The sequence below is a fragment of the Flavobacterium sp. B330r genome, assembly GCF_056824325.1.
The window spans coordinates 1,498,896-1,513,077 of the sequence record NZ_CP124860.1; the positions used below are offsets into that span (position 1 = coordinate 1,498,896).

10 protein-coding genes are annotated in these 14,182 nt (G+C 34.0%); all 10 read left to right on the plus strand.

Annotation, left to right across the window (positions count from 1 at the left end; genetic code table 11):
* Positions 1 to 6 precede the first annotated feature (6 nt).
* The 10 genes from QLQ95_RS06955 to QLQ95_RS07000 all read left to right on the plus strand — a co-directional run bounded on the left by QLQ95_RS06955 (position 7) and on the right by QLQ95_RS07000 (position 14,174).
* The gene (locus QLQ95_RS06955; RefSeq protein ID WP_482503168.1) at positions 7 to 2,277 is read left to right on the plus strand and encodes a patatin-like phospholipase family protein; all 2,271 of its coding nucleotides are present in this window, start codon (positions 7 to 9) and stop codon (positions 2,275 to 2,277) included.
* A 317-nt stretch (positions 2,278 to 2,594) separates the two neighbouring features.
* Positions 2,595 to 3,752, plus strand: coding sequence for a homogentisate 1,2-dioxygenase (locus QLQ95_RS06960; RefSeq protein ID WP_482503169.1), 1,158 nt, complete (start codon positions 2,595 to 2,597; stop codon positions 3,750 to 3,752).
* A 173-nt stretch (positions 3,753 to 3,925) separates the two neighbouring features.
* A complete protein-coding gene (hppD, locus tag QLQ95_RS06965) occupies positions 3,926 to 5,086 on the plus strand; it encodes a 4-hydroxyphenylpyruvate dioxygenase (RefSeq protein ID WP_428237676.1) in 1,161 nt (386 codons plus the stop codon).
* Between the two features lie 297 nt (positions 5,087 to 5,383).
* Complete coding sequence (locus QLQ95_RS06970; RefSeq protein WP_095928424.1) at positions 5,384 to 6,154, plus strand: DUF3108 domain-containing protein; 771 nt, start codon at positions 5,384 to 5,386, stop codon at positions 6,152 to 6,154.
* Positions 6,154 to 7,095 (plus strand): tryptophan 2,3-dioxygenase family protein, encoded by a 942-nt coding sequence (locus tag QLQ95_RS06975; RefSeq protein WP_320494310.1) that lies wholly within the window; start codon positions 6,154 to 6,156, stop codon positions 7,093 to 7,095. Before QLQ95_RS06970 ends, QLQ95_RS06975 begins: the two co-directional genes overlap by 1 nt.
* 26 nt (positions 7,096 to 7,121) lie before the next feature.
* Entirely contained in the window at positions 7,122 to 8,342 is a 1,221-nt protein-coding gene (locus tag QLQ95_RS06980; RefSeq protein ID WP_095928426.1) for a peptidoglycan DD-metalloendopeptidase family protein, read from the plus strand.
* Positions 8,343 to 8,375: 33 nt separating this feature from the next.
* A complete protein-coding gene (locus QLQ95_RS06985) occupies positions 8,376 to 8,996 on the plus strand; it encodes a hypothetical protein (protein ID WP_320494312.1) in 621 nt (206 codons plus the stop codon).
* A 29-nt stretch (positions 8,997 to 9,025) separates the two neighbouring features.
* Positions 9,026 to 9,358 carry a hypothetical protein gene (locus tag QLQ95_RS06990; RefSeq protein ID WP_320494314.1) on the plus strand — a complete coding sequence of 111 codons (333 nt, stop codon included), beginning with the start codon at positions 9,026 to 9,028 and terminating at the stop codon, positions 9,356 to 9,358.
* Positions 9,359 to 9,470: 112 nt separating this feature from the next.
* On the plus strand, positions 9,471 to 11,114 hold the full coding sequence (gene pgi, locus QLQ95_RS06995) for a glucose-6-phosphate isomerase (protein WP_482503171.1): 1,644 nt from the start codon (positions 9,471 to 9,473) through the stop codon (positions 11,112 to 11,114).
* Between the two features lie 321 nt (positions 11,115 to 11,435).
* A complete protein-coding gene (locus tag QLQ95_RS07000; RefSeq protein ID WP_320494316.1) occupies positions 11,436 to 14,174 on the plus strand; it encodes a TonB-dependent receptor in 2,739 nt (912 codons plus the stop codon).
* Positions 14,175 to 14,182 lie beyond the last annotated feature (8 nt).

Consider the following 14,182-nt stretch of genomic DNA (forward strand, 5'->3'; position numbering starts at 1 on the left):
GTTTTTATGCGTTCATTCCAACTGTACATTTCAAAAATTTGTTTCAAAGGAGCTTCTTCGTACGCATTCTCATTTGTTTTATTGCTGACCTTTTTGTTTTCGTCAAAATCATTTTCGCAGGAAACAAAAAAAGATAGTGTTAAAAGACCCAAAATAGGATTAGTTTTAAGTGGCGGCGGCGCTAAAGGTTTTGCACATATTGGAGTTTTGAAAGTTTTGGAAGAAGCCGGAATCAAAATCGACTACATTGGCGGAACCAGTATGGGATCTGTAATTGGCGGACTTTATGCCTCTGGTTACAATGCTTCTCAAATCGATTCTATTTTCAAACGAACCAATTTCGACGAATTAATAAACGATTATATTCCGCGTTCTTCTAAGAATTTTTATGGCAAGAAGAATGACGAGTTATATGCGATTGTCTTGCCTTTCAGTAACTTCAGAGTCGGCATTCCAGAAGCGCTTTCAAAAGGAATGTACAATTATAATTTATTAAGCAGTTTAACTAGAAATGTACGTCACGTTCGGGATTTCAACAAACTGCCAACTCCTTTTTTATGTATTGGAACTAATATTGAAACAGGCGAAGAAGTTTTGCTAAACAAAGGAAATCTGGTTCAGGCCATGATGGCGAGTTCGGCTTTCCCTTCCCTATTTACACCAGTTGAAATTGACGGAAATCTATTGGTTGATGGTGGCGTTGTAAATAATTATCCTATACAAGAAGTTCGCAATCTCGGCGCAGATATTATTATTGGTGTAGATGTTCAAGACGATTTGCTGAAAAGAAAAAACCTGAAAAACGCCACACGAATCTTGGTTCAGATTACCAATCTGCAATCCATCGAAAAAATGAAAAGCAAAATAAAGGATACAGATGTTTACATCAGACCCGATATTCGTGATTTTGGAGTTATCTCGTTTGACCGAGGAGAAGAAATCATTAGAAAAGGAGAAGAAGCCGCTTTTGCGGTTTATGAAAAAATCAAAACTTTGAGTGATGAAAACCACTTTTACAAAAAGCCAAAATTAAAAGTTGAAACAGACACACTTCATATTCAAGACATAAATACTGATAAATTAGAAAATTACACCAAAGAATATATTCGCGGTAAGCTACGTTTTAAACCAGGAAGCACCATAACCTATGACGGACTTAAAGCTGGGATAAACAACTTAAATGCAACACAAAACTTTAGCACTATCTCCTATTGCCTTCAGCCAGATGGCGATAAGGACGATTTGGATTTGGTTTTAAGAGAAAATCCAACGCAAACTTATCTAAAACTTGGACTTCATTATGATGGTCTTTACAAAAGTGCGGTTTTATTAAACCTAACTCATAAAAAGACTTTTTTAAAAAACGACGTTACTTCTTTAGATATCATTTTGGGTGATAATTTTAGATATGATTTTAACTATTATGTCGAAAATGGTTTTAACATCAGTTTTGGCTTCCGTTCAAGACTGAATCAATTTAATCGAAATGTAACGACTAGTTTGAGTGGCGTTCTTAAAGAGAATCCAAATGTCAACCTTATTAATGTTGACTTCATGGATATAACCAATCAGGCTTATTTTCAGACTATTTTTGTCCAGAAATTTTTAATGGGCGGTGGATTAGAATATAAGTATCTAAAAATTAACTCCCCAACACTTACCAATGAAGATAACATAATTGAAAAAAGCAATTATTTTAGTGCCTTTGCCTATTTAAAATACGATTCGTTAGATGAAAAATATTACCCAAGTTCTGGATTATATTTTTCTACAGATCTGCAAACCTATATGGCATCATCAGATTATACAAAGCAATTTAAACCTTTTTCGATTGCGAAAGCCGAAATATCAGTTATTAGACCGCTATTTAGAAAAGCAACTATAAAATTTGGAGCCGATGCTGGGTTTAATATTGGCAGCGACAGTGTTCCGTTTTTTGATTTTATATTTGGTGGTTATGGCTACAACAAAATAAACAATTTCAATTATTTCTACGGATACGATTTTCTAAGCATTGCCGGTAACAGTTATATTAAAACTGATATTAATATTGATTACGAAATCTTCAAAAAAAATCACATCAATGTATCAGCAAATTTTGCCAACTTAGGAGATGATATTTTTTCTTCTGTAGATTGGGTTTCTATGCCAAAGTATACAGGATATGCCATTGGTTATGGTTTAGAAACCATAATTGGACCTATCGAAGTAAAACAATCTTGGTCTCCAGAAATGTCAAAAAGCTTTACGTGGTTTAGTATCGGGTTTCAATTTTAGTATTATAACCGAGAATACTTCAATAAAAACAGTGTATTTTTTTACATCATAAAAATTAAATCAAAAAAACTAAGTTATTTTATAGTTATAAATAATATAATTTTTATTTTTACTCCGAAAAAATTACGACATTTGTTATAATGAAAACAAATTGGACAGGTTTATTAGAGTATCTTCAATTTCTTATTAAGAGAAATCCAGAATAATGCTTCTATCGAATTGAGATAGTTAGTCAATTGAAAAAATTGAACTGATTATTCACTCTGCAATTCAAATTTTCGAATTATCTAATTTACTAATTATCTAATTGAAAAGCCATGCCATTATATCACAAACTCGGAGAATTTCCGCAAAAGCGACACACCCAATTTGAAAAACCAAACGGAGGTTTTTACTATGAACAATTGTTCGGAACCGAAGGTTTTCACGGGCATTCGTCGCTATCTTATCACGTACACAGACCAACTCAGGTTAAAGAAATTTTAAACTCTCATTCGGTTGAACCTAAAATTGCAATCGGAAAAAATATAAAATCACTTCTTTTTAAAGGTTTTGAATTAAAACCCGAAAATGATTTTCTGGACAGCCGAAAAGCAATGCTTGTCAATAAAGACTGTATTATTGGTTTGGCTGCGCCGAAAGAATCGCTTCGTAATTATTTTTATAAAAATGCCGATGCCGATGAAATGCTTTTCATTCATAGAGGAAAAGGAAAGTTAAGAACCATGTTAGGAAATATTCCGTTTGAATATGGCGACTATTTAATTATTCCGCGCGGTATTATTTATCAGATCGATTTCGAAACAGAAGACAACCGATTATTTTATGTAGAATCTTATTCTCCTTTTTACACTCCAAAACGTTATAAAAACCAATCTGGACAGCATTTAGAACATTCTCCATTTTGTGAGCGTGATTTTATTTTGCCTAGCGAATTGGAAACTCATGACGAAAAAGGCGATTTTTTAATTAAAATCAAAAAGGAAGGAATGATTCACGAAGTGGTTTATGCCACACATCCGTTTGACGTTGTAGGCTGGGACGGCTACAATTTCCCATACGGATTTTCAATTCATAATTTCGAACCTATAACCGGGCGTGTTCACCAACCGCCTCCGGTACATCAAACTTTTGAAACGGCAACTTTTGTCGTTTGTTCATTCTGCCCAAGACTTTACGATTATCATCCGAAAGCCATTCCGGCGCCATATAATCACAGCAATATTGATTCTGACGAAGTTCTATATTATGTAGACGGCGATTTTATGAGCCGTAATAATATTGAGCAAGGCCATATTACTTTACACCCAAAAGGAATTCCGCACGGACCAGCGCCAGGCGCAATGGAACGAAGTATTGGTCATAAAGAAACTCAGGAATTAGCTGTAATGGTGGATACGTTCCGTCCATTAATGGTTACTGAAGAGGCTATGGGTCTTGATGATGGACAGTACTATAAATCTTGGTGTGAATAAATCTCACTTTCGATCTAACCGCAAAGTTCGCAAGGATTTTACGCAAAGATCGCTATAAAAACTTTGCGGACCTTGCGATTTACTTAGCGCTCTTTGCGTTAAAAAAACAAATTTCAAACACAACATTTCGGAAAAATCAGTTAAATGATTAACCGATTAAACAAATAAACATCATGTCAAAAGAAGTAAAATCAGTAGAATACGGATTAGAGAAAATATTTGAAGGAGCACAAGATTTCCTTCCATTATTAGGAACAGATTATGTAGAATTTTATGTGGGGAATGCCAAACAAGCTGCACATTATTATAAATCTGCATTTGGATATCAATCTTTGGCTTATGCCGGATTGGAAACTGGAGTAAGAGATAGAGCATCTTATGTTTTAAAACAAGATAAAATTAGAATTGTTTTGACAACGCCATTAACAGCAGATTCTCCAATAAACGAACATTTGAAAAAACACGGCGACGGAGTAAAAGTGGCTGCACTTTGGGTTGAAGACGCTACAAAATCGTACGAAGAAACCATGAAGCGTGGTGCGCGTTCTTTTATGGAACCAACGGTTGAAGAAGATGAATTTGGACAAGTGGTTCGTTCTGGAATCTACACTTACGGAGAGACAGTTCACATTTTTGTAGAAAGAAAAAATTACAATGGTGTTTTCTTGCCAGGTTATAAAGAATGGAAATCTGACTTTAACCCAGAATCAACTGGATTAAAATACATCGACCATATGGTTGGAAATGTAGGTTGGAACGAAATGAATACTTGGGTAAAATTCTACGAAGAAGTTATGGGATTTGTAAATTTCCTATCTTTTGATGACAAACAAATTACTACAGAGTATTCTGCTTTGATGAGTAAAGTAATGTCTAACGGAAACGGAAGGATTAAATTTCCAATCAACGAACCTGCAGAAGGAAAGAAAAAATCTCAAATTGAAGAATATTTAGATTTTTACGGCGGACCTGGAATTCAGCACATTGCCATTGCTACAGACGATATTATTAAAACGGTATCACAACTTAGAGCACGTGGTGTTGAATTTTTATCGGCTCCTCCACACGCATATTACGAAGCAATTCCTGAAAGATTGGGTGTTCATATGGACATGATGAAAGAGGATTTGAGCGAAATCGAAAAATTAGCGATCATGGTCGATGCCGACGAAGACGGTTACCTTTTACAGATTTTTACAAAGCCCGTTCAAGACAGACCGACGCTTTTCTTCGAAATTATTCAAAGAATGGGGGCAAAAGGGTTCGGTGCAGGTAACTTTAAAGCCCTTTTTGAGTCTATCGAAAGAGAGCAAGAATTGAGAGGAACGCTGTAAAATGTTAATTTTAATGCATAAAATCACATAATTCGCCAAAAAACGATGCTTTTTTTGCAAATGTTATGTTAAACTTGACTTTTGCTATTTTATTTTTGAACTTTCTATCTATCTTTGCACCGCAAATCAGGAAGGGGTGGTTTCCTTCCGAATTGATATAAATTTCATAATTTATAGTTTTTTGGTTAGTTAATAGCATAAAAACTCAGTCATTTTTGACTGAGTTTTTTTGTTTTGGTACATTTGGAATAAAATTTGCATTTGTCTATCTTTATAATAAAATGTAAAGAATGTACTATGAAAAAGCTCATCCTCACTATATTAGCACTAACAACACTCTCATTTGCGCCTCAAAAAGAAGATGCCTTCGATACTGGAGAATATTTCAAATTTAGAATACATTACGGAATTGTAAATGCCGGCTATGCTACACTTGAAATTAAAGATGCTACGATAAACAACAAAAAGGTATACCACTCTATTGGAAAAGGTTACACAACTGGAATGTCTAAATTTTTCTTTAAAGTAGAAGATTTATACGAAAGTTATTTTGACAAAGAAACAGGAAAACCCTATCGTTATGTTAGAAAAATTGACGAAGGTGGCTATACCAAAAATCAAGAAGGTTTTTTCAATCAAGCAGAAAATAGAGTTTTGGTAAAAGACTATAAAAGAAAATCAGAGAAAACGATTCTAGTATCAGAAGATGTGCAAGATATTGTTTCGGCATTTTACTTTTTGAGAAACCATCCCAATATCGATAAACTTAAATCTGGCGAAGCCATTACAATCGACATGTTTTTTGATGAAGAAATCACAAAATTTAAGTTAAAATTTGTAGGCCGTCAAGATATTACGACTAAATTTGGAACCGTTTCTACGATGGTCTTTAAGCCATTGGTACAGACAGGTAGAGTATTTAAAGAAAAAGAGAGCTTAACACTCTGGATAACAGATGATGTAAACAAAGTTCCCATAAGAATTAAAGCAGATTTGGCCGTCGGATCGCTTAAGGCAGATCTTGATGATTATAAAGGATTAAAAAGTCCACTTAAAGTAAAAAAATAATGAACCCTACAGATAATTCTGAAGCACTTTTAAAAGAAATTGATCTTAAATTTCAAGCCATAAATCAAAAAACTGATGTTCAATTAGAAGGATTGCTTTGGGCTAAACCTATCACATATTGGGATTATATTCAGACCGATGCTCTTTTGAATCTGCAAATTCAGCGTACTACACTTCCTGACGAAATGGTATTTATAATGTACCATCAGGTAAACGAATTGATTTTTAAAATGATTCTGTGGGAAATTGATCAGATTGCCGAAACAGAAAACATTCAAGTTGATTTTTTTAGCGAAAGACTATCAAGAATCACAAGATATTTTGACATGCTTACCAACTCTTTCAGTATTATGGAAAATGGTATGGAAGTAGATCAATACATGAAATTTAGAAATACGCTTACTCCTGCAAGCGGATTCCAAAGCGCTCAATATAGAATGATCGAATTTGCTTCGACTGACGTGATCAATTTGACAGACCGCAGATACAAAGCAAACTTTGACGAAAATACCGATTTAGAAACTAGCTTTGAACATCTTTATTGGCAAGCTGCCGGAAAAGATTATCATACTGGCGAAAAATCATATTTGCTAAATGAGTTTGAAAAAAAGTACAAAGAGCAGTTTTTAAGACAAATGGCTTCTTTTAAAACCAAAAACCTTTGGCAAAAATTCATTCAATTACCTATTAAAGACCAACAAAATACAGAACTAATTGCAGCAATGCGCCATTACGACAAAACGGTAAACATTACTTGGGTAATGCAGCACCTTAATACGGCTAGAAAATACATTTTGGAGAGCGGAAAAGGTAACGGAGAAGCTACTGGAGGAAGTGATTGGCAAAAATATATGCACCCAAAATACCAAAGACGCATCTTTTTTCCTAAATTGTGGACCGAAGAAGAATTGTCCAATTGGGGAAATGAAACCGAAGTTTAATTTCACCACAAAAAAATATTAAAAGTTTGAAAAAAGCAGTCGTAATTTTAATTGTCTTGTTTTCTATTTTTTCATGTAAAAAAGCAGAAGAAAAAGTAGAAACAAAAATTACTAAACCAGCAACCAAAAAAATAGAATTCGGTTTTAATTACGCAGATTTTAATGTTGTTAATGATACTATTTCAAAAGGAGATTCTTTTGGCTCCATACTCCAAAGTCAAAATATTGGAGATAAAAAAGTACATGATATTGTAGAACAGGTAAAAGATTCGTTCAATGTCAGAAGCATTCGTTATGGCAAACCCTTTACTTTACTTCGTTCTAAAAACAAAACGAATAATCTTCAAGTTTTTGTTTATCAGCCAGACGCCTTAAGTTATTATGTTATTGATTTAAGAGATAGCATTGCAAAAGCATATAAAAAAATAAAACCTGTTTCTCTCAAAAGAAAAATGATTGGTGGCGTTCTTAAAAGTTCATTATCTGAAACTTTAGGAAACGAAAGTGTTGAAACAGCTTTGGCCAGCAGAATCACAAAAGTATTTTCTTGGTCTATTGACTTTTTTAAACTTAAAAAAGGAGATCGCTACGGATTAATTTTCACTGAAAGATTTATCAACGGAAAAACATATGATGGCGTTGAAGATCTTGAGGCCGCATTTTTTGAATATAAAGGCAAAATAATTTACGCCTTCCCTTTTGCAAGAGACACCACTTCTGGTAAAGTTGAATATTATGATGATGAAGGAAAAACACTTAAAAACTTCTTCTTAAAAACTCCAATTAAATTCAGCCGAATCACTTCAAGATTCACTATGAATAGATATCATCCGGTACAGCACACCTGGAAAGCGCATAAAGGAACAGATTACGCCGCTCCAACAGGAACGCCAATTTCTACAACCGCTTCTGGTGTTGTTGAAGCTACAGGATATACTGCAGGAAACGGAAACTTTGTAAAAGTAAAACACAACGGAACCTACTCTACTCAATATTTACATATGTCTAAAATCTTGGTTCGCCGCGGACAGCGCGTTACTCAAGGTCAGACAATTGGTTTGGTAGGAAGCACCGGCCTAGCTTCTGGCCCTCACGTTTGTTACCGTTTTTGGAAAAATGGAATACAAGTCGATGCCCTTCGTTTAAATTTACCGACTGGAGAATCTTTGACAGGAAACGACAGAACTCGTTTCATGAAACAGATTGAACCTCTAAAAAGAGAATTAGATAGTATTGGGAATCTTTAATAACCCATTTTATAATCTTTTTGATTTAAAGCGATGAAAAATGAACGCCTTAAAACCATGTATCATGAAACTTTTTCTGGTTTAAAATTATTTTACAGAGATACAAATCTTCCTGAAAGTCTAATTTTAAATTATAAAGTCGGACAGATTATTCAGGAAAAAGCTTTTACTGATATGAGTTCGATTGGCGGAGGACTTTCGAGCAACCTTAGATATTTGATTGCCAGTTCGCATGCAAAAGACTTGTCGAAATTCAATCCTGACTCATCAAAAATTGGTCATTTTCTATTAGATTCAATTACCTATTTTAAAGTATTAGACATTCAGAAGATTGGAGATAAAACTCAAATTTTTCTTTTGAATATTCCAGACAATTCAATTTCGCTTTTCAAAAATTCATCTTCAAACTTAGAGGAAGAAATTATAGAAAAAGCTCAAAAACGCTTTCGCGAAAAAATCGATTTACCTTTCGTTTCAGAATTGCAAACCGAAGAATGGAAAGAAAGAACAAAATCTCCTCTCGGAATGGACGAAAGCGGACAATTATTTTTTGACGATTCTAAAATTAAAATCGAATCTCCAAAAAGAATTGATGTTGATGTTTCGAAGAAAATTATAGAAATTAACAAAAAACCTTGGTGGAAATTCTGGTAAAATTTTTTTTCTTAAACTCTTATTTATTCATGCAAAAATCCTTTCTGATACTTTTATCACTATTAGCCGTAGGATGCTCCAATCCAAAAGTTTTTATTTTAAATGAAAAAGAAGAAAGCAAATATTTTGTACAGCAACTAGTTGGCACTGCCTTCGAAAAAGATTTGATTGGAGAATCGCCATTGATTGTAATAAACGGAATTCCATTTAAATACAATAAAAAACAAGACACCATCTTCTTACCACTTAAAAAACTTGACATTATTACTTTAGACTTTATAAACAAAAACAGCAGCCGTATAATTTATAACGAAAAGGAAAATGATGGAGCAATCATTATAACTTCCAAAAATCAAAAGTGATAATTCATAAAACGTTTTCGTAACTAATTGCTATATAATCGCAAACCGTTCCCCTTTTAAAAGTTATTTCAGTATTTTTGTGTTTCAGAAAACAAACTCAATTATAGATAAAATGGCTTTAAACACAACAAACCCAACTGGGACTGAAGCGTGGAAAAATCTACAAAACCACTATAACGCAATTCACGAAACCACAATACAAGAATTGTTTCAACAAGATAGTGCCCGTGCTGAAAAATTCAATTTACAATGGAATGATTTTTTAGTAGATTACTCAAAGAACAATATTAGTCAGGAAACTGTTTCTCTTTTGTTAGAGTTGGCAAACTCAATCGGACTGAAAGATGCGATCGCACAATATTTTGGAGGAGAATTAATCAATCAGACAGAAAATCGTGCTGTTTTACATACGGCATTACGTGCTCCAGAATCAGCAGTTATTAAGGTTGACGGAGAAAATGTAATTCCAGAAGTTTACGAAGTAAAAAATAAAATCAAAAACTTTACAGAAGAAGTAATCTCTGGGCAAAGAAAAGGATATACAGGAAAAGCTTTTACTGATGTTGTAAATATTGGTATTGGTGGTTCAGACCTTGGTCCAGTAATGGCGGTTGAAGCTTTACAATTTTATAAAAATCACCTAAACACACATTTCGTTTCAAATGTTGACGGTGACCACGTAAATGAAGTTATCAAAAAACTAAATCCTGAAACGACACTTTTCGTGATTGTTTCTAAAACATTTACAACGCAAGAAACGCTTTCGAATTCAGAAACTATTAAAGAATGGTTTTTAAAATCGGCTACTCAGGAAGATATTGCGAAACACTTTGCAGCGGTTTCTACAAACATTAAAAATGTAACAGAATTCGGAATTAATCCTGACAACGTTTTTCCAATGTGGGATTGGGTTGGAGGAAGATTTTCTCTTTGGAGCGCAGTTGGTTTGAGCATCGCTTTAGCAATTGGTTTTGAAAACTACAATCAATTGTTAGTTGGAGCAAATGAAATGGACGAGCATTTCAAATCGGCAGAATTCGACGAAAACATTCCGGTTATTTTGGCTTTATTAAGCGTGTGGTACAATAATTTTTATGGTGCTGAAAGCGAAGCTTTGATTCCATACACACAATATTTACACAAACTTGCTCCTTATTTACAGCAAGCTTTTATGGAAAGCAATGGAAAAAGTGTTGGTCGTGATGGAAAACCTGTTAACTATCAAACTGGAACAATCATTTGGGGAGAGCCAGGAACAAATTCTCAACACGCTTTTTTCCAATTAATTCACCAAGGAACAAAAAGAATTCCAACAGACTTTATCGGATTCGTAAAACCACTTTATGGCAATGAAGATCACCACGATAAATTGATGTCTAATTTCTTTGCACAGACTGAAGCTTTAATGAATGGTAAAACTTCGGCTCAAGTTCAAGCAGAATTTGACAAACAAGGACTTGCCGCTGAAAAAGCATCTTACTTATTACCATTTAAAGTTTTTACAGGAAACAAACCAACCAATACAATTTTAATTCAAAAACTTACTCCAAAAAGCTTAGGATCTTTAATTGCATTATACGAACACAAGATTTTTGTTCAAGGTGTAATCTGGAATATTTTTAGTTTTGATCAATGGGGAGTTGAATTAGGTAAGCAATTAGCAAACTCAATCTTAGACGAGATCAATTCTAAGACCGTTAAAAATCACGACAGTTCGACTTCATTTTTGTTAAATCATTTCTTAAAAAACAAATAGAAACATTGTCTTAAAATTTCTATAACTTTTGAAACGTCCTAATTACTAGTAAAATTAGGACGTTTTTTGTATAAAATTCCGACAAAAGACAGAAAAATCCGCTAATTTACATTTTTAACATTGCTTGACTATGAAAATAATTACAGTTTTAACAAAAAAACATTGCATAAATTCAATAAATCAATATTTTTTCTAATAAAAAGAGAAAAATTCATTTTAATGCGCAGCACAAAAAGCAAAACTTGTTTTTCTTAACATTTCGATAACATTATCTGAGTTATTTGTTATAATTTTGCCAAAAACAATAAACTCAATAACAAAATGAAGAAAATGAAAAATTGGTTACTGACCGGACTATTCTTTATGATAGTTTCAACCGTATTTTCTCAAGGAAAAGTTACTGGTAAAATTACCGACGGAACAGGTGGATTACCAGGAGCAAATGTAGTGATCAAAGGATCTACTACAGCAACTTCAACAGATTTTGATGGTAAATTTACTCTTACTTCAACATCAAGCACAGGAGAGATTGTTATCTCTTTCTTAGGTTATGACAACCAAACTGTGAAATTTAATGTGTCTAACGGCGCAACTACAAACTTAGGAACTATCACTTTGGTTTCTAACTCAAACGAATTGAGCGAGATTGTAGTTAAAAGTAGCACAGTAGATATTGCAAAAGACAGAAAAACTCCTGTTGCAGTATCAACAATTAAAGCTTCTGAAATTCAGGCAAAACTAGGAAACCAAGAACTTCCTGAAATGTTAAAAAGCACTCCATCTGTTTATGTAACTAAATCTGGTGGTGGATTTGGAGATTCTAGAATCACAATTCGTGGATTTAGCCAAAACAACGTTGCGGTAATGGTTAACGGTATGCCAGTTAACGACATGGAAAATGGTGCTGTTTACTGGAGTAACTGGGCAGGTTTATCTGACGTTACTTCTTTCATTCAAGTACAAAGAGGTTTAGGTTCTTCTAAATTAGCTATTGCTTCTGTTGGAGGTACTATGAACTACGTAACTAAAGCTTCAGATTTAAAACAAGGTGGTACAGTTGGTACTTCTTTTGGTAACGATAATTTCTTCAAATCTAACGTTGCTTACAACACAGGAAAATTAGATAGCGGATTCTCTGCTTCTGTATTATACAGCCACACTCAAGGTGACGGATATGTAGATGGAACTCAATTTAACGGAGATAACTACTATGTAGCTCTTGGTTATACTACAAAAAACAACAAGCACGATTTCCAATTTACAGTTACTGGTGCTCCACAATGGCACGATCAAAGATCTACATTCATCACTATAGCACAGTATCAACAATATGGTTCAGTATCTGATCCAAACATTAGATATAACTCTGATTGGGGATACAAAGATGGTCAGGCTTTCAACATGGTAAGAAACTACTACCACAAACCTGTTACTTCATTAAACTATGATTTCCAAATTAATGAAACATCTAAATTATCTGCTGTTGCTTACGCTTCTTTCGGACGTGGAGGAGGATCTAGAGGAACTGGATTTATTAAAGGATTAAATTATGCTAACGCTGCATTTAGAACAGCAGATGGTTTAGTGGATTATGATAAAATCGTAGCTTACAACTCAGGTGAAACGGTAATGATCAATGGAGCTGCTTCTACTCGTACAACAACAGGTACGACTGGTCAATACCAAAATACTTCACTTACTGGAAACAATACTACAAATGGTATTTCTCAAATTTCATCTGTTAACTCTCACAACTGGTATGGTGCAATTGTTAACTTCAACAAAAAATTCACAGAAAATTTAACTTGGGATTTAGGAGTTGATGTAAGAGGATACAAAGGTCTTCACTACCAAAACGTAAACAACCTTCTAGGAGCAGATGCATTCGCTGACAATTTTGATGTAAACAACCCTAATAGAGTTTTATACGGTACATATTCTACATACCCAGCTTGGAATGTATTCAAAAGCACTGACAAAGAAGAAAAAATCAACTTCAACAATGACGGTGACGTAAGATGGTATGGAGGATTTACTCAATTAGAGTATACTTCTGATAAATTTACTGCATTCGTTCAAGGTGCACTTTCTCAACAAGGATTCAAAAGAGTTGACTATTTCAAATATGCAGCTGGAACTCCATTAGCAAGTACAGATTACGAAAACATCTTAGGTGGTAACGTAAAAGGTGGTGTTAACTACAACATCAACGAGCACCATAATGTTTTTGTTAACTCAGGATACTACTCAAAACAACCATTCTTTAATGCAGTTTACCCAAACAACAGTTCAATTGTAGCTGGTAACTTAACAAACGAAAAAATCTTTGCTGTTGAAGCTGGATATGGTTTACGTACAAGTAAATTTACTGCAAATGTTAACTTATACAGAACTTCTTGGAAAGACAGATACCAAAGATCTAATGATGGTGCTGCTGATAATCCAGGTGGTTACTTTGATTTCGCTGGAATTACAGAAATCCACTCAGGTATTGAGATTGATGGTACTGCTAAAGTTCTTGACAAACTTACTATTACAGGTATGCTATCTCTTGGAGATTGGAAATATGAAGGAACAAGTACAAGTAACCGTTACGATTCAGCTAACAATCAAATTGGAACTGGTTCAACATTATTCCTTGACGGTGTAAGAGTTGGTGATGCTGCTCAAACAACTGCTGCTTTAGGAGCAACTTATGAAATCTTACCTCGTTTTACTGTAGATGCAAACTACAACTATGTTGACAAATTGTATGCTGCTATCTCTCCAGGAAACTTTACTAAAGAAGATAACAGAGGTGCATTACAATTACCATCTTACGGTACTGCTGATGCTGGTTTATCATACAAATTGTTAGTAGGCAGAAACAAAAGCAACTCAGTAGGTTTCAGATTAAATGTAAATAACCTTTTTGATTACACTTACATTGCTGAAGCAAAAACAAATATATTTGCTGCTGATGTTCCTACTGTTACAACTTACAAAGGAATTGCTACTACAAACCAAGTATACTTTGGTTTCGGTAGAACTTGGAACTTCGCATTACGTTACGATTTCTAAGAATTTAG